Origin of the sequence: Vibrio sp. FE10, from assembly GCF_030297155.1 — a bacterium.
Taxonomy (GTDB): domain Bacteria; phylum Pseudomonadota; class Gammaproteobacteria; order Enterobacterales; family Vibrionaceae; genus Vibrio; species Vibrio apostichopi.
On record NZ_AP028067.1, the window covers coordinates 372,988 to 390,176 of the forward strand.

General features: G+C 45.5%; 11 protein-coding genes. 8 read left to right on the forward strand and 3 right to left on the reverse strand.

Translation table 11 applies throughout. The features are described from left to right. Window position 1: 1 nt before the first annotated feature. The 5 genes from QUF19_RS01775 (at window position 2) to tldD (ending at window position 8,413) form a co-directional block, all read left to right on the forward strand. Complete coding sequence (locus tag QUF19_RS01775; protein ID WP_286295497.1) at window positions 2-688, forward strand: Maf family nucleotide pyrophosphatase; 687 nt, start codon at window positions 2-4, stop codon at window positions 686-688. 20 nt (window positions 689-708) lie between these two features. Continuing rightward, window positions 709-2,178, forward strand: coding sequence for a ribonuclease G (gene rng / locus QUF19_RS01780; RefSeq protein WP_102434607.1), 1,470 nt, complete (start codon window positions 709-711; stop codon window positions 2,176-2,178). A 10-nt stretch (window positions 2,179-2,188) separates the two neighbouring features. Next, on the forward strand, window positions 2,189-6,061 hold the full coding sequence (locus QUF19_RS01785) for a YhdP family protein (RefSeq protein WP_286295499.1): 3,873 nt from the start codon (window positions 2,189-2,191) through the stop codon (window positions 6,059-6,061). A 74-nt stretch (window positions 6,062-6,135) separates the two neighbouring features. Further along, on the forward strand, window positions 6,136-6,948 hold the full coding sequence (locus tag QUF19_RS01790) for a carbon-nitrogen hydrolase family protein (protein WP_286298801.1): 813 nt from the start codon (window positions 6,136-6,138) through the stop codon (window positions 6,946-6,948). 19 nt (window positions 6,949-6,967) lie between these two features. After that, the gene (gene tldD, locus QUF19_RS01795; RefSeq protein ID WP_286295500.1) at window positions 6,968-8,413 is read left to right on the forward strand and encodes a metalloprotease TldD; all 1,446 of its coding nucleotides are present in this window, start codon (window positions 6,968-6,970) and stop codon (window positions 8,411-8,413) included. A 119-nt stretch (window positions 8,414-8,532) separates the two neighbouring features. Here tldD and QUF19_RS01800 read toward each other — a convergent pair whose 3' ends face one another. Next, window positions 8,533-9,912, reverse strand: coding sequence for a PhoH family protein (locus QUF19_RS01800; protein WP_286295501.1), 1,380 nt, complete (start codon window positions 9,910-9,912; stop codon window positions 8,533-8,535). 456 nt (window positions 9,913-10,368) lie between these two features. Here QUF19_RS01800 and rapA point away from each other — a divergent pair, with 456 nt between their 5' ends. Continuing rightward, entirely contained in the window at window positions 10,369-13,278 is a 2,910-nt protein-coding gene (gene rapA / locus QUF19_RS01805; protein ID WP_286295502.1) for an RNA polymerase-associated protein RapA, read from the forward strand. Between the two features lie 111 nt (window positions 13,279-13,389). Here the strand turns inward: rapA and QUF19_RS01810 are convergent, their stop codons facing one another. Beyond that, window positions 13,390-14,661: an NRAMP family divalent metal transporter gene (locus QUF19_RS01810; RefSeq protein ID WP_286298803.1), complete on the reverse strand. Its 1,272-nt coding sequence runs from the start codon at window positions 14,659-14,661 to the stop codon at window positions 13,390-13,392. Window positions 14,662-14,819: 158 nt separating this feature from the next. Between QUF19_RS01810 and rluA the strand changes: the two genes are divergently transcribed. Further along, complete coding sequence (gene rluA, locus QUF19_RS01815; RefSeq protein WP_286295504.1) at window positions 14,820-15,554, forward strand: bifunctional tRNA pseudouridine(32) synthase/23S rRNA pseudouridine(746) synthase RluA; 735 nt, start codon at window positions 14,820-14,822, stop codon at window positions 15,552-15,554. 34 nt (window positions 15,555-15,588) lie between these two features. Further along, entirely contained in the window at window positions 15,589-16,551 is a 963-nt protein-coding gene (locus QUF19_RS01820) for a D-2-hydroxyacid dehydrogenase (RefSeq protein WP_286295506.1), read from the forward strand. A 115-nt stretch (window positions 16,552-16,666) separates the two neighbouring features. Here the strand turns inward: QUF19_RS01820 and QUF19_RS01825 are convergent, their stop codons facing one another. Then, on the reverse strand, window positions 16,667-17,104 hold the full coding sequence (locus QUF19_RS01825) for a universal stress protein (protein ID WP_004735912.1): 438 nt from the start codon (window positions 17,102-17,104) through the stop codon (window positions 16,667-16,669). Window positions 17,105-17,189 lie beyond the last annotated feature (85 nt).

Sequence of the window (17,189 nt, forward strand, 5' to 3'; positions counted from 1 at the left end):
AATGGAAAAGAAACATTTAGTTTTGGCATCCGGCTCACCACGCCGCAAAGAATTGCTATCCCAACTTGGTTATGAGTTTTCTGTCCTCGTGACCGATGTAGAAGAGTGTAAACACGCCCAAGAAACCGCCGAAGAGTACGTTCAACGTCTATCTTTAGATAAAGCCTTAGCAGCGTTATCTTTATTAACAGAGAATTCTTCTGAAAAGCAGCATGTCGTTACTGGTTCTGATACTGTAGTTTCTAGTTCTGACAATGTCGCTCTAGGCTCTAATATTGCGGCTGTTGGCTCAGATATCGTAGCTCTTGACTCTGAAATAGTAGTCCTTGGCTCTGATACTGTCGTGGTCAGCCAAGGGCAAGTGCTCGAGAAGCCTGCGGATCTTGCTGATTCTAAGCGTATGCTTACTCAATTAGCAGATGAACGTCATCAAGTGATGACGGCAGTCTCTGTCGTTTCGGAAAAAAAACAAAAAACAGAAATCATTATTACCGACGTATGGTTTAAACCCCTCAGTGAAAAAGAAATAGAACAATACTGGCAAACAGGGGAGCCATGCGATAAAGCCGGTAGCTATGGGATTCAAGGTTTGGGTGGACGTTTTGTCACCCGAATTGAAGGTAGTTATTACGCCGTTGTCGGCTTACCTTTATTTGAAACGGACCAGCTACTGCAAGAATTCTTATAATTACTAATCTGAGGTGCACCATGAGTGCTGAATTGTTGCTGAACGTGACCCCGAGTGAAACTCGTGTGGCCATGATTGAAGGGGGAGCTCTTCAAGAGATCCATGTCGAACGAGATGCTCGACGCGGTATCGTAGGAAATATCTATAAAGGACGTGTAAGCCGTGTTCTTCCTGGAATGCAGGCTGCATTTGTGGATATAGGCCTTGAGAAAGCAGCATTTTTACATGCCTCAGACATTGTTCCGCACACTGAATGTGTTGCAGAAAATGAAAAGAAGCAGTTTCAGGTACGTGATATTTCTGAGCTTGTTCGTCAAGGTCAGGATATTGTGGTTCAGGTTGTTAAAGATCCTCTTGGAACAAAAGGCGCGCGTTTAACCACTGATATCACTTTACCATCTCGTTACTTGGTGTTTATGCCGGGAGCCAGTCATGTAGGTGTTTCCCAGCGTATCGAAAGCGAATCAGAACGTAATCGTCTTAAAAAAGCCGTATCTCGTTACTGTGATGAGCACGGTGGCTTTATCATCCGTACTGCCGCTGAAGGTGCTGATTTTAATGAGCTTGAGCAAGACGCTGCTTTCTTGAAGCGTTTGTGGCTCAAAGTATTAGAGCGTCGTGGTAAGCATAAGGCTCGCACACGCTTATATGGTGAGTTGTGCTTAAGTCAGCGTATCTTGCGTGATTTTGTGGGCACTGAGCTGAGTAAGATTCAGGTCGATTCTCGACTAGAATTTGAGAACCTGAAAGAGTTTACTTCGGAGTACGTACCTGAGCTTACCGATAAGCTTGAGCTGTATGAAGGTGACAAACCGATCTTCGATATGTACGACACTGAGAATGAAATTCAACGTTCACTGGATCGTAAAGTAGAGTTGAAGTCTGGTGGGTATCTGATTATCGACCAAACAGAAGCGATGACAACCGTCGACATCAATACTGGTGCCTTTGTTGGTCGTCGTAATTTAGAAGAAACGATTTTCAATACCAACGTAGAAGCGACACAAGCGATTGCTCGTCAACTTCGCCTGCGTAATTTAGGCGGCATCATCATTATCGACTTTATTGATATGTTGTCTGAAGAACACCGTAAGCGAGTACTAACTTCTTTAGAAGCGGCGCTCGATAAAGACCGTGTGAAAACTAACATTAATGGCTTCACACAGCTTGGTTTGGTTGAGATGACTCGTAAACGTACTCGTGAAAGTATTGAGCATATTCTGTGTTCTAGCTGTCCTGCCTGTGAAGGTCGTGGCAGTGTGAAGACAGTTGAAACCGTTTGTTATGAAATACTTCGAGAAATTACTCGCGTAAATCGTGCGTACGATGCGGATAAGTTCGTGGTTTATGCGGCAGCAGCGGTTGCCGAGGCATTAGAGGGTGAAGAGTCTCATGCGCTTGCAGAGCTTGAAGTCTTTATTGGTAAACAAGTGAAAATTCAGGCTGAGCCTCTGTACATACAAGAGCAGTTTGATGTCGTTATGATGTAATGGATATTTTGTGAGTTCTAGTGTTACTCTGATTTTACGTACGTGTCTGTGGTTAGTGGTTACTCTCTTAGTAACGCTAGCCATTGCTGTTACTACACTGCGTGTCGCCTTACCCAATTTAAATAAGTATCAATCTGAAATTGAGCTTTGGGTAAACCAACATTCTGGTTTTGAATTTTCTATTCAAGATGTGGGTGGATTTTGGCGTAACACCCATCCCTCTATCGCGCTGCAAGGCGTTCAAGCCCGTCTTCCTAATGCTGAAGATGTGACTTTCTCTGTAGAACGTGTCGAAGTTGAATTTGACTTGATTCAATCTCTGGTACAGATGCGTCCTGTTGTTGCCGACCTTGTCATGAATCGAATGTATCTGGATATACGTTCGATCGATCTGTTTGCGGGTCAGAACGGCAAAGGTAAACCTAAAGAATCGGGCTCCTCAAAGCGGGTTATGCAAGAGCTGGACAACTTGCTCCTCAAAACGCTAGTGGATGTGACCGCGAAAGACTCCTCACTTTTGTATCGAACCATCTCTGATGAAGAACGCCAACTCGATATTGAAACCTTAAAGTGGAAAAACTCAGGTAAACACCACCTTGCGGAAGGCGTGGTGAGCATTAAAGATGCCAATCTTAACTCGTTGTCAGTAAGTGCTAACTTTATCGATGGTGGCTCATTAACCGACGTAACCGGTGAGTTCTATGTGAGTGCAGACAACATCTCGGTTAAACCATGGCTAACTCGTTACATGCAGGCTGAGTCCGGCATAGAAACGGGCACGGTGAGCCTGAACAGTTGGGTTACCTTGCAAAACAGTAAGCCGGTAAATGCTTATGTAGAAGTGTTGCCTTCGGAATTGAGTTGGAACGAAGATGGCCAGCATGACTTGATGCTTGAATCAGGTGTCTTTAAGTTGTCTCCCATTGATGATGGATGGCAAGTGAATGGTCACTCACTTAACCTTAGAACGGATGATACGCCTTGGCCTGAGTTAGATATTGCCTTCAAATGGGATAAAGGCCCGTGGCAACTGAATGTCTCTGAACTGAATATTGAGGCAATTACTCCGCTCATTAAGCTAATGCCGGACTCCGAGCAATCCACCCAAATGATTAATTCATTGAAGCCAGGTGGATCCGTTTCAGATATTCGGGTCTCAATGGACTCTGGCATCGAAAGCTTACGTTATTCAGCGAGTTTTAGTGATCTTGCCATCGAGCAATGGGAATTAGTTCCGGGCTTTAGCCAAGTTTCAGGCAGTGTGTTTGGTTCTGTGTCACAAGCGAAAGCGAGCCTTCATGTTATTGATGATGTGTTCCCTTATGGAGATGTATTCCAAGCGCCTCTCAATATCAGACAAGGTCAGGTTGATATTGTTTGGCAGCAAGATGAAAACGGCTGGAAGCTTTGGTCTGATAAAATCACAGCAGCAACGCCAGACTTACAAGTTTTGGGTGCATTTCGTTTGGACTTCCCTAATGATGCGAGCCCATTCTTGTCTTTCTACGGTGAAGCGGACGCTTACAATGTGGGTGAAACTTGGCGTTATTTACCGACGTTGGCACTTGGACAAGATCTAACAGATTACCTTTCTACTGCAATTCAAGCGGGTAAGGCCGATACGGTGAAACTGTTATGGCACGGCGAACTGGGTCAATACCCATACACTAACCATGATGGGATCTTCCAAGTTTGGGTTGGCCTAGAAAATGCGAAGTTCAGTTTTGATACTGGATGGCCACTGATTACCGATCTTCAGCTTGATCTCCTGTTTGAAAATGATGCAATGCACCTTGATTCGCGCTCTGCTCAATTGATGGACGTAACGGCTGACCGTATTACTGGGCGTATTCCTTATTTAGGGGAAGGCGGTCACATCGAGATTGAAGCAAAAGCGACCGCTTCGGGTAATGCGGTTCGTGATTATATGACGGCCTCGCCTTTGGTCGACTCTGTCGGTGCTGCCTTAACGGCGCTGCAAGTGAGTGGTGATGTATCGTCTGAATTCCAACTCAATATTCCTTTTGATTCCGAAAAAGAGCCAAGAGCGTGGGGCTATGCCGATCTCAAAGATAACCATGTTGAGATTGAAGCGCCGCCAATGGTGCTCGAAAACACCACCGGACGTATCGAGTTTGATAATGATGTCATCACGGCGAATGGTTTATCCGCTGACTTACTAAAACAAGGTATCTCTGTTGATTTTAAAGGCCTTAATGACGGCCCAGGTTATGCGGTTGATATCGATGTTTTAGGTGACTGGGACGTGAAACCTCTAGAGCCTTATATTGGCGAACAGTGGTTGAGTCGCTTGTCGGGTCATGCGCAATGGCAAAGCCAGATTGATATTCAACTTAACGATATAGGTTTTAGCTACCAGTTAGACTTACAGTCAGATCTTAAGTATTTAGCCAGTGATTACCCTTATCCCTTGGCGAAAAAATCCTTGGAGAGTGGTTCTGCTCGGCTGCAAGCCTCAGGTAACCAAGAAGCCATTACTGCGCGTCTGCAATTGCCGAATACCAAGTATCAAGCTGAAATTGATATTACGGGTGAGGTTCCAAAACTCACGGCAACCAATTTAGTGCTGGGCCGTGGTGGTTATAAAATTAGCCCTGTTGTTGGACATCATGCCCTAATTCGTACCGACAAATTTAATGCCGATGATTGGTTATCGGTTGTGATGGAACCTGTGAAGCCATCAACAGCAGTGCTTAGTCAAATGAACACGCCAACCATTCCTGCGCCTAGCCGTATTACTTTTGAGAGTAAAGAGCTGATCTTAGGTGGCATAGCTTGGAATGACGTCGATTTTAGTGCTCGTAAGAACAAAGATGCTTGGCAAATGGAAGTGACTAGCCAAGAGATCGAAGGGGATATCAATTATTTGCCCCCTTACGACTTAACGGTGTCTCTGGATCGTCTGCATTTGTTCGTCCCTGAATGGAGTGACAAGAAAAATCAAGAGCAACTGCTGCAACGAAAAGAACAAGAAGCACCATTGATCTCTGAACTCGATAAAAAGATCTATGATGCGATGCCTAATCTTAAGCTCACACTGAACGATTTTTGGCTGCAAGGCTATAAAGTCGGTAAGGTCGATGTTGAGTTAGCAAGGCAAGACGATCGTATTGAGTGGAACAAGATTCAAGTCCGAAGCGGAAACAATAAAGCCGATGTGAGCGGCTGGTGGGCACTGAATGGTGACAAGAGTCATTCATCGTTATCTATTGATGTCGAAGGTGAAAATAACAGTGAGTTAATGGAGCGCTTCGGTATTACTTCAGGGATTCAAAAAGCACCTTTTGCATTGGAAGGTCAGCTTGAGTGGGATGGCTCTCCGTGGGGTATTCAGATGGATACCATTGACGGCAACGTTAAAACCAAGTTGGGTAAAGGCATCATCTCGGACGTGAGTGGCGCCGCTCGATTGCTTGGCCTGTTTAGTCTAGATTCGATTATCCGTAAGATGCAGCTCGATTTCTCTGATGTGTTTGATAAAGGCATGGCATTCAACAGTATTACGGGTACTGGCGAAATCCAAAATGGTATCTTCTTAACCAATGATCTTAACATGGATGCGGTTGCCGGTGAGATGAAGATCAAAGGTATCGCGAATCTAAATACTCGTCAGGTCGATGCTGAGGTTAACTTCACTCCAGATATCACGTCAGGAATCCCTGTATTAACGGCGTTTGCGGTAACCCCACAAACGGCGCTGTATGTATTGGCGGTGACCACGGTTATTTCACCAGTTGTTGAGGTCTTTACTCAAGTCAATTACTCAGTAAAAGGGCCACTAGATTCACCAATAGTAAGCGAGCTTTCGCGTAGCTCGGGTGAATTTCAGTTACCAGAAAAACTGAGAAAATTAGCGGAATAGTCGTTAGAGGCGAGTCAGTTTATATGCGGCTAAATTCGGATTTCTGAATCATAATGAATGGAGAAGCGGTGCACATGGATTGTGTTGGATTGATTCAAATGACTTCAGGCCCAGTCCCTGAGCATAACCTTGATTACCTTGAACACGAGGTAGCAAAGTGCAAAGCGTTAGGGGCTAAGTGGGTTGTGTGTCCTGAGAATGCATTAGTGTTCGGCAATAAAGCCGATTATCACCAGTATGCAGAACCTCTGAATAATGGGCCTTTGCAGCAGAAATTATCTGATCTAGCAAAACGACACCGTGTTTGGATTGTTGTCGGTAGTATGCCAATTCGAACCGCTGCAGGTGTCACCACCACTACATTGGTTATCGATGATTTTGGTGCTCTAGTGACTCATTACGATAAGCTGCATATGTTCGATGTTGATGTCGCCGATGCACATAAATGTTATCGCGAGTCCGATATTTTCACGCCGGGTGACCGAGTTGTGACAGCGGAAACGCCTTTTGGTCGCTTAGGTTTGAGTATTTGTTATGATGTGCGCTTTCCTCACTTGTATTCAGAGTTACGCAAGCAAGGTGCGCAGATCATCGTAGTTCCCGCGGCGTTTACGGCCGTTACAGGTCAAGCACACTGGGAAGCCTTATTAAGGTGCCGTGCCATCGAGACTCAGTCTTGGATTGTCGCGGTAGGGCAAGGAGGAAAGCATCCTTGCCAAAGAGAAACATGGGGACACTCAATGGTGGTTGATCCATGGGGGCGAGTGGTCGCACAATTAGACCAAGACCCTAAAAGTATGGTGGTTGAGATAGACACATCCAGTTGCGAATCGATTAGGCAGAATATGCCAATAGCGCAGCACTCTCGATTTACCAATCAATTTTAATTTTAAACAAGAGCCATTTATGAGCATTAATCAAATTGAAGAAGCGCTACTAACCCCGACAGGGCTGACGGAGCAAAATATCGCAGATACACTGGCGAGCATTGCTACCCGCCAAATTGATTATGCTGATATCTATTTCCAATCGAGCTGGCACGAGTCGTTGGTACTAGAAGATAGCATTATTAAAGATGGCTCTTTTAATATCGATTGCGGTGTTGGTGTTCGTGCAGTATCTGGCGAAAAAACCGGTTTTGCTTACTCAGATCAAATCCAATTGGATGGTCTTAAGCAGAGCGCAATTGCGGCTCGTGGTATTGCGAAGCAAGGTAAAAACGGTAAAGTTCATGCATTCAAGCGTAACTCGAACCAAGCTTACTATGACGCAGTTAACCCGTTAGCAAGCTGGGAAAAACAGCAGAAAACAGAATTACTAAAAGCGCTTGATGCTTACATTCGCACCAAGGAACCGATGATCACTGAGGTTTCAGTGAGCCTAAGCGGTGTACACGAGCAAATGCTGGTTGCTGCGACTGACGGCACTTTCGCTGGTGATATTCGCCCGCTAGTTCGTCTATCAATCAGCGTACTTGCGCAGAAAGGCGATCGTCGCGAACGTGGCAGCGCTGGTGGCGGTGGTCGTTTTGGTTACGACTTCTTCTTAAGTGATGTTGACGGCTCTCAAGTTGCTTACCAATTTGCTGATGAAGCTATTCGTCAAGCGCTCGTTAACCTTGAAGCTGTCGCAGCTCCTGCGGGCGCAATGCCAGTTGTTCTGGGTTCTGGTTGGCCGGGCGTTCTTCTACACGAGGCAGTAGGTCACGGTTTAGAAGGTGACTTTAACCGTAAAGAATCTTCAGTTTTTTCTGGCAAGATCGGCGAGCAAGTCACCTCAAGCCTATGTACGATTGTTGATGACGGTACATTGACTGATCTTCGTGGTTCATTAAACGTGGATGATGAAGGTGTGAATGGTCAGTACAACACGCTCATCGAAAATGGCATCCTAAAAGGCTATATGCAAGATAAGCTTAATGCTCGTCTAATGGGTGTGGCACCAACAGGTAACGGTCGTCGTGAGTCTTACGCGCATCTTCCAATGCCGCGTATGACCAACACATACATGCTACCGGGTGAACACACGCCGGAAGAGATCATTGCTACTGTTGAGAAAGGCATTTACGCACCGAACTTCGGTGGTGGTCAGGTTGATATTACTTCTGGTAAATTTGTGTTCTCGGCTTCTGAAGCGTACATGATTGAAAACGGTAAGATCACTCACCCAGTGAAAGGCGCAACGCTAATTGGCTCTGGTATCGAAGCGATGCAGCAAGTATCTATGGTTGGTAACGACCTAAGCATTGACCGCGGTGTGGGTGTGTGTGGTAAGGCTGGTCAAAGCGTGCCAGTCGGTGTTGGTCAACCAACATTGAAACTAGACTCTCTAACGGTTGGTGGTACTGAGTAATTCAGGTCAGCAGCACGAGTTAGTTTCAAAATCTCTTGCCATAAATAAATTGAAAGCGCCTCTAATGTGAGGCGCTTTTTTGTTTTTAGGTGACTGATTCAGTGAGCGTACATAACTGTCTACATGTTCTCTTCAGCAAACTCAGCCAGTCGGCTACGCACCACACCATTAAGGTGGATATTGGCACTGCCTTCGAAGTTTTTAAAACGCTCAACCATGTAGGTGAGGCCTGATGTCACAGGGGTTAAGTAGGAAGAATCTATCTGAGCCAGGTTTCCTGAACAGACGATCTTGGTGCCTTCACCACAACGGGTGATGATGGTTTTGATTTGCGAAGCTGTGAGGTTTTGGCACTCATCCAGCAGTACAAACGCATTCTGGATCGAGCGGCCACGCATGAAGTTGATTGATTTGAACTGGATATTGGCTTTATCGCAGATGTATTTCATCGACCCTTCGGTGCAGTGATCATTCTTGTGCAGCGCTTCGAGTGTATCGGTCACCGCGGCTAGCCAAGGCAACATCTTCTCTTCCTCGGTTCCGGGAAGGAAACCAATGGATTCACCGATGTCAGGTGTGTTTCGGGTTACGATGATCTTATCGAAATGTTTGCGCTCAATGGTTTGTTCAAGAGCGGCTGCCATGGCAAGCAAGGTTTTCCCGCTCCCCGCAGCACCCGTTAAAATCACCAAATCAATATCGGGATCAAGTAAGGCATCAATCGCCATGCCTTGATAGATGTTCTTTGGCGTAATGTCCCACGCCCTGCGGTTCATTAATCGTTCTCGGCTTAAGTCTCGCAGAGTGATGGTTTCGGGTTCAATCTCTTCGACACGAGCAGCAAAGTCACTGTCTTGATCAATAATGTACTGGTTGATGAAAGTGGGTTCGAACGGTGTTCTTGCGAGGGTGTGCAGTGCTTTCCCTCCAAGACTCTTACTCTCAACATTGTCTATACCATCCCAAAATGACCCTTCAAGCTGTTGAAAGCCCTTTGTGAGATATTGAACGTCATCGATTAATTGGTCGGTTTGGTAGTCCTCAACAAAGCGTACCCCTGCACCTTTAGCTCGCAAGCGCATGTTGATGTCTTTGGTAATGAGTACCACTTCTCGTGGTGCGCGTTTATTTTGTAAGTACAACACGCCGTTGAGGATGCGGTTGTCACCAGCCTTATCGTCGGCAAAGGCTTTAATGCTTTCTTGGAGTTCGTAGTCTGCGAGTATTGAAATTGTGCCTGAAGCGCTTACATCGGTTGAGAAAGGAATGCCTTCGGATATTTTGTCTGGGGTTGCGTCATGGAAAAGATCTTCTAATGCTCTGATTGCGACTCTGGCATCGCGAGCAACATCGCGTTTACTGTCCTTAATTCTGTCGAGTTCTTCGAGTACCGTCATTGGGATAACGACATCGTGTTCCTGAAACGAAAATATAGCAAAGGGTTCGTGAAGTAAGATATTGGTATCTAGAACAAATAATTTCCGATTGGTATCGCCCATAGCATCTCCTTGCCACCATGTGGCTCGAATGGGTTGATTGAACGCTAGCAAACTCTTGATGTGTTTGACGGCATTACTATCAAGCACTTATCAAAAGTACACCGAGTAGATCCTACCTCTAGTAGTAATAGCTCAAATATTAAGAGTCTGCTCGAAATAACTTATCTACTCCCTCTAGAGTAACCATGAATTTTTGACAGTTTGATTGCATTAGCGAAAACAGAAAAAAAGCGTGAAATAGCAGCCTTTAGACGTGACCTAAATCACAGCATCGAGTAAGATTAGCGACCTTTTTCTGCACCATTTCCTTAAGATGATTTTTATCTTAAGCGCACTTTAAAAGTGGCTGCAAATTAGGCATTTTTAGCTATATTTTTATTTTGAGAGTCAGAAAATTCTGATAACAATGCAGTTAAAAAGACCAAATTCCAACTATAAGATTGAGGTAGTCGATTCATGACATTTGCTTTGGGGCAACGCTGGATAAGCGATACGGAGAGCGATTTAGGTTTAGGTACCGTTGTAGCAATGGATGCTCGAACAGTGACAGTAATGTTTGCAGCATCAGAAGAGAATCGTGTGTATGCACGAACGGATGCTCCCGTAACCCGAGTAACGTTTAATGTCGGCGACGTCATCGAGTGCCAAGAGGGTTGGTCTTTATCGGTCGAGCAAGTGATCGAAGATAAAGGCATTCTGACTTACATGGGTACTCGTGAAGATACTCAAGAAGCGGATGTGGCTCTGCGAGAAATCTTCTTAAGCAACCAAATCCGTTTTAATAAACCGCAAGATAAATTGTATGCAGGTCAAATTGATCGCATGGATAACTTTGTCTTGCGCTACCGTGCTTTAAGCAACCAATACCAACAGCATAAAAGCCCAATGCGCGGTTTGTGTGGTATGCGTGCAGGTCTTATCCCTCATCAGCTTTACATCGCTCACGAAGTGGGCCGTCGTCACGCTCCGCGTGTTTTACTCGCCGATGAAGTTGGCTTAGGTAAAACCATTGAAGCGGGCATGATCATCCACCAACAGGTGTTGTCTGGCCGTGCTGAGCGTATTTTGATTGTGGTGCCTGAAACGCTACAACATCAATGGCTTGTCGAGATGATGCGTCGTTTCAACCTGCACTTTTCTATCTTTGATGAAGAGCGCTGCATTGAATCTTTTGCTGAATCAGATAACCCATTTGATACTCAGCAATACGTTCTGTGTTCACTGGACTTCCTACGTAAGAGCCGCAAGCGCTACGAGCAAGCACTTGAAGGCGAGTGGGATCTATTGGTTGTCGATGAAGCACATCACCTTGAGTGGAGCCAAGATAAGCCAAGCCGCGAATACCAAGTGGTTGAAGGCTTAGCTGAAAACACATCTGGCGTACTACTACTGACAGCGACCCCTGAACAGTTGGGTCGTGAGAGCCACTTTGCACGTCTGCGTCTACTTGATCCTGATCGCTTCTACGACTACGAAGCATTCGTTGAAGAAGAAGACCAATACGCCCCTGTTGCTGATGCAGTAACGGCATTGTTCTCTGGCGTGAAGCTTGAAAACAGCGCGAAGAACCAAATTATAGAACTTCTGTCTGAGCAAGATGTTGAGCCTCTATTCCGCGTTATCGAAGGCGATAGCAGCGAAGAAGAGCAAGCGCTAGCTCGCCAAGAATTGATTGATAACCTTATGGATCGCCATGGTACAGGTCGTGTTCTATTTAGAAACACACGTGCTGCAATCAAAGGCTTCCCTAAGCGTAATGTAAACCTACTGCCGATGGACATTCCAACGCAGTACACAACCTCGATGCGTGTATCGGGCATGATCGGTGGCAAAATGGCACCTGAAGCTCGTGCAATGAAGATGTTGTACCCAGAAGAGATCTTTCAAGAGTTTGAAGGTGAAGACTCAAGCTGGTGGCAGTTCGATTCACGTGTGAACTGGTTGATTGAAAAGATCCAAGACAAGCGCAGCGAGAAGATCCTAGTGATCGCTTCGCGTGCGAGTACGGCTCTGCAATTAGAACAAGCACTGCGTGAGCGCGAAGGCGTGCGTGCAACGGTATTCCATGAAGGCATGTCGATTCTAGAGCGTGATAAAGCAGCGGCTTACTTTGCTCAAGAAGAGGGCGGTGCTCAGGTTCTTATCTGTAGTGAAATCGGCTCTGAAGGTCGTAACTTCCAGTTTGCGAACCAGTTAGTGATGTTCGATCTACCGTTCAACCCAGACTTGCTTGAGCAACGTATTGGTCGTTTGGACCGTATCGGTCAGCTTCGTGATATCGACATTCATGTTCCTTACCTAAAAGGCACATCGCAAGCGATTCTAGCGCGTTGGTTCGATGAAGGTTTGAATGCATTTGCAGAGACTTGTCCTACAGGTCGCACAGTTTACGATAAGTATTCTGACGTACTGATTGAAATGCTGGCTTCTGGTAACACCGAGCAGCTTGATGAAGTGATTGAAGAATCAGCGAAGCTCAATCAAAGCCTGAAATCGGATCTAGAAAAAGGCCGAGATCGCCTACTAGAGATGCATTCAAATGGTGGCGATAAAGCTCATGAGATCGCAGAGAAAATTGCTTCTACTGATGGTGATACTAACCTAGTTTCGTTTGCACTGAGCTTGTTTGACACCATTGGTCTGAACCAAGATGACAAAGGCGAAAATGCGCTAGTCGTGACACCTTCTGAACACATGATGGTACCAAGCTACCCAGGCTTACCTTATGAAGGTGCAACGATCACGTTTGACCGTGAAACGGCGCTTTCTCGTGAAGACATGAACTTCATTAGCTGGGAACACCCAATGATTCAGGGCGGTATTGATCTGCTATTGAGCGAAGGTGTGGGTGCGTCTGCGGTGTCTCTACTGAAGAACAAAGCGCTACCAGTCGGTACAATTCTGCTTGAGTTGGTTTATCTTGTTGATGCACAAGCGCCAAAGCGCAGCGGTATCAGCCAGTTCTTACCTAAGACGCCGATTCGCTTGATGATGGATGGTCGTGGTAACGATTTATCTGCTCAGGTTGAGTTCGATAGCTTTAACCGTCAGCTAAGCCCGGTAAACCGTCATTTAGCGAGCAAGCTAGTGAACTCGGTACAAGGTGAGATTCACAAGCTAATCGAAGCGGGTGAGACGCATGTACTTCCGAAGGTTGAAGACGTTCGTCAACAAGCTCAGAAAGATATGCAAACTAACTTGAATAGTGAACTAGAGCGTCTACAAGCACTTAAAGCGGTCAACCCTAATATTCGTGATGAAGAGCTAGAGGTCATCGAAGCTCAAATCAATGAATTGACCGGTTACATCAGCAAAGCTCAGGTTCAGCTAGATTCACTACGTTTGATTGTGGTTTCTCACAACTAGTTTTGAATTAGCTAAATGCTTTAACAAAAGAAGGCCTTCATCATGAAGGCCTTCTTTTTATCTAGCGTTTGAAAGGTGTTTTAGTTGTTGAAAGGTGTATTGATTGATGAATTACATTAACCATTTCCACCAAACAAATACGGCTAGGAAACCAAATAGGTAAACCAGACCTGCCACAGACAACCATTTTAGCTTAGTGCCAATCGCGAGCGCTTCAGGAAGCTTAGTTTTGCTTACTAAGATGAAGTTAAGTAATGCAAAGAATGGCGTAGTCGCAAATGCAAGCACCATCGCAAAATCAAGCATTGGCATCAGTGCTGCGCTGAAGAACATTACAATCGCCAATGCCGCGAGAGAGACAATGATGATCCAGCCTTGCAGCATTCTTGGGCTAGATTCTTTTTTCAATAACAGGCGTTGTGATTCAGCAAGCACGCGTGAGTAGCCATCGATAACGGTAATGGTACTGCCAAAAATACAGAAGAAGGCGATAAGAGCGATCAGTGGACGAGACCATTCACCAATCGTAGAAGCGTAGATGCCGACCAATTGATGGGTGAAACCAACACCAGAGCGAGACAGTTCAACGCCTGTTCCATGAAGTACCAGTGCACCTAAAGCAACGAATACCAGAGCAAGCAACGCTGTGCCAATGTAGCCTACATTGAAATCGAACAGTGCTGATTGAGCGGTCACTTCTTGCTTCTCTTTTTGGCTTTTTAGCCACATAGAGGTGATGCTTGAAATCTCGATAGGTGCTGGCATCCAACCCATGGTCACGACGATAAATCCGATAGCGGCCAACGACCAAGGTGATGGCGGAACAAAAGCCGCATCAGGTTCAACAGGAGAGCCGATAGCAATGGCGACGGCAGCTAAGGTTGTGATGGTCAGGATCGCCATGATCGCTTTGGACAGCGTATCGAGCGCGCGATAATGGCCAGCGAATAGAATGATCAAACACGTCGCTAAAACGATCATGCACAATGTGCTGGTGGCCAAGTCAAAAGGAACAAAGTAACTAAGCAAGCTTGCACTGAATAACAGTAAGGCTGCGGTATTGACCACGGCAGAAATGGCACTCAGTATCGAAAAGATAACAAGGTAAGGTCGGCCAAGGTTAGAGTACCCCTCCACCAAACTTTGTCCGGTGCCAAGGGTATATTGGATGCCGGCTCTAAAAAATGGGTACTTAAATACGTTAACCAAAAGAATCAGTGCGGCTAGTTGCCAACCGTAAATTGCGCCAGCTTTCGTTGAAGCGACTAAGTGAGATCCACCGACCGCAGCAGCGGCCATCATGATTCCTGGGCCAAGAGATTTAATCAAACTTGAAAGTGGTGCGGAGGTTGGTGTTGTGGTGGTTTTAGCCGTACTTTCCATCATTTTTCCTTTGAGGCTTAGTTCTTATTTTCCATTACCTTATCAATACCATGTTTCGTATTTTCGTCAACTTTTATGTACAAAAATGTTGAAAATTGTATTTATTAATAAACGAATTGACCGTGAATTATTTGTTAACCAGTAATTAAGAGGCTCTAATGGCGTTAGAACAGTACACACCACCATGTGAACCGTGGACTGATATTGTCTATCAAGATGAGGATATTCTTGTGGTGAACAAGCCTGCAGGCCTACTTTCGGTGCCGGGGAGACTGCCTGAGCACTACGACAGTATGTGGAGTCGGTTGGTTGTGGATTTTCCGGAGATTCAGGTTGTGCATCGACTGGACATGTCGACATCGGGCTTGATGCTACTTGCTAAACACAAACAAGCTGAACGTCATTTGAAGAAGCAGTTTCAATATCGACTGACACACAAACTCTATTACGCGCGAGTATGGGGTTCAGTAGAAGCAGCAGAAGGCTTGATTGATCTGCCACTCATTTGTGATTGGCCAAATCGACCTAGGCAGAAAGTCTGTTTTGACGATGGAAAGCCATCGCAGACTCGCTATGTGGTGGAGCAACAAGAGCCTCAAACGACATTATTGAAGTTGCTGCCCATTACAGGTCGTTCTCATCAGTTGCGTGTTCATTGCATGGCGATAGGAACTCCAATTGTTGGCGACGAGTTTTATGCCACGCCAGAGGCGTTTGAGTATAGTGATAGGTTAGCTTTGCACGCGTGCGAACTGAGTTTTTATCATCCGGCTAATAATCAGCTCTTCAAAGCCTTCGTGCCATGTGATTTTTATCCGCAAGCATTGCCACAAATCGAACAGCACTTTGAAATTGCGCCTGAGCTTCCAGACTACAGCAAGCTAAAAGCTTAGAATGGTTAAACCAATACCAATGCAAGGACGTACAATGCCGAAGTTGAAAGTGGTCTTTCTCGACAGAGCCACCATCCCATCTCAGATTAATTTAAAACCCCTTAGCTTTGAACATCAGTGGGTGGAGTATGATTTCACTTCGCCTGAGCAAGTGTCTGAACGAATTGAAGGCGCTGATGTGGTTATTACCAACAAGGTCGTGCTTAACGAATCGAATTTGGCTCAAGCACAACAGCTTAAGCTAATTGCGGTGTCTGCGACGGGGGTGAACAATGTCGATGTTGGTTACTGCAATGGCAAGAACATAGCGGTGACAAACGTGCAAGGCTACGCGACTCAATCGGTACCTGAACATGTTATCGCGATGCTGTTTACGCTAAAGCGCAACCTCGTTGGTTATCATCAAGACATCGAGGCCGGCGAATGGCAAAAGGACAAACAGTTCTGCTTCTTTACTCATCCAATCCAAGATGTTGCAGGCAGCACATTAGGTTTAATGGGTAGCGGCAGTTTAGGGCAAGCGACAGCGATATTAGCCAAAGCGATTGGTATGAATGTAATCTTTGCTGAGCGTAAAGGGGCTGACTCTTGTCGAGAAGGGTATCTACCTTTTGATACGGTGTTACAACAAGCAGATGCGATCAGCTTACATTGCCCGTTGACTGAAGCGACTCGAGATCTAATATCGGAGCGAGAGCTTATAATGATGAAACCAAGTGCGGTGTTAATTAATGCTGGCCGCGGTGGATTAGTCGATGAGCAAGCCTTGGTCGAAGCATTGATCAATCATGAGATTGCTGGCGCAGGCATGGATGTGTTCACACAAGAGCCTGCAGATATTTCGAATCCGTTGTTGGCGAATAGCCACTTGCCGAATTTATTGTTAACGCCACACGTAGCGTGGGGCAGTGACAGCTCAATTCAAAAGCTTTCCGATATTCTGATGGATAACATTGATGCGTTTGTTGAAGGGAAGCCACAGAATCTCGTGAGTTAATTTAGGTTGTATTCAGCAGTCTGCACTTGATGAAAGAAATAAAAAAGGTTGGCTTTGAGCCAACCTTTTTCGGTATTTTGTCTTCAGTTCGGCGTAGGTTATCTGCCAGAAGCAATTAACCTTGAGGCTTGATAACCAATACGTTAATTGGTGAATTCTGTACGACTTTACTCGCCACTGAACCCAGTACCACTTTGTCGATTTTCGAACGCTTATGGCTAGGCATCACAATTAGGTCGGCCCCAAGCTTTTCTGCGTAATCTAGAATCGTTGTGTAAGTTTTACCTTCAGCAACGTGAACCTTATAAACCACTTCATCGTCGATGTATTTATCAGCAAACTCTTTTAGCTGATTTTTTACATCAAGCTTCATTTGATTCGCGGCATCTTTCGGGAAGTAAGACGCAACCATCGACATGTGAATGCCCGGTAATACGTTCAAGATGTGGATTTCAGCATTACTGTGCTTTGCGTGCCATACCGCTAATTCAACAGCTTTGTCAGAAAAGCCTTTGTCGTTAAGATCAACAGGAACAAGGATTTGTTTATACATGTGTTTTTCTCTTTTTTATCAGCGCTTAGTATTGACCAAGCGCTGTGATTATCCTTTCCATGTAATAAAGCCAAATAGAGTTGAG

Bases quoted from the DNA above. Each gene is read 5' to 3' on its own strand.
- QUF19_RS01820 (WP_286295506.1), top strand. From the start codon at position 15,589: ATGCCGAAGTTGAAAGTGGTCTTTCTCGACAGAGCCACCATCCCATCT.
- rapA (WP_286295502.1), top strand. From the start codon at position 10,369: ATGACATTTGCTTTGGGGCAACGCTGGATAAGCGATACGGAGAGCGAT.
- QUF19_RS01800 (WP_286295501.1), bottom strand. From the start codon at position 9,912: ATGGGCGATACCAATCGGAAATTATTTGTTCTAGATACCAATATCTTA.
- QUF19_RS01810 (WP_286298803.1), bottom strand. From the start codon at position 14,661: ATGGAAAGTACGGCTAAAACCACCACAACACCAACCTCCGCACCACTT.
- rluA (WP_286295504.1), top strand. From the start codon at position 14,820: ATGGCGTTAGAACAGTACACACCACCATGTGAACCGTGGACTGATATT.
- QUF19_RS01790 (WP_286298801.1), top strand. From the start codon at position 6,136: ATGGATTGTGTTGGATTGATTCAAATGACTTCAGGCCCAGTCCCTGAG.
- QUF19_RS01825 (WP_004735912.1), bottom strand. From the start codon at position 17,104: ATGTATAAACAAATCCTTGTTCCTGTTGATCTTAACGACAAAGGCTTT.
- rng (WP_102434607.1), top strand. From the start codon at position 709: ATGAGTGCTGAATTGTTGCTGAACGTGACCCCGAGTGAAACTCGTGTG.
- tldD (WP_286295500.1), top strand. From the start codon at position 6,968: ATGAGCATTAATCAAATTGAAGAAGCGCTACTAACCCCGACAGGGCTG.
- QUF19_RS01775 (WP_286295497.1), top strand. From the start codon at position 2: ATGGAAAAGAAACATTTAGTTTTGGCATCCGGCTCACCACGCCGCAAA.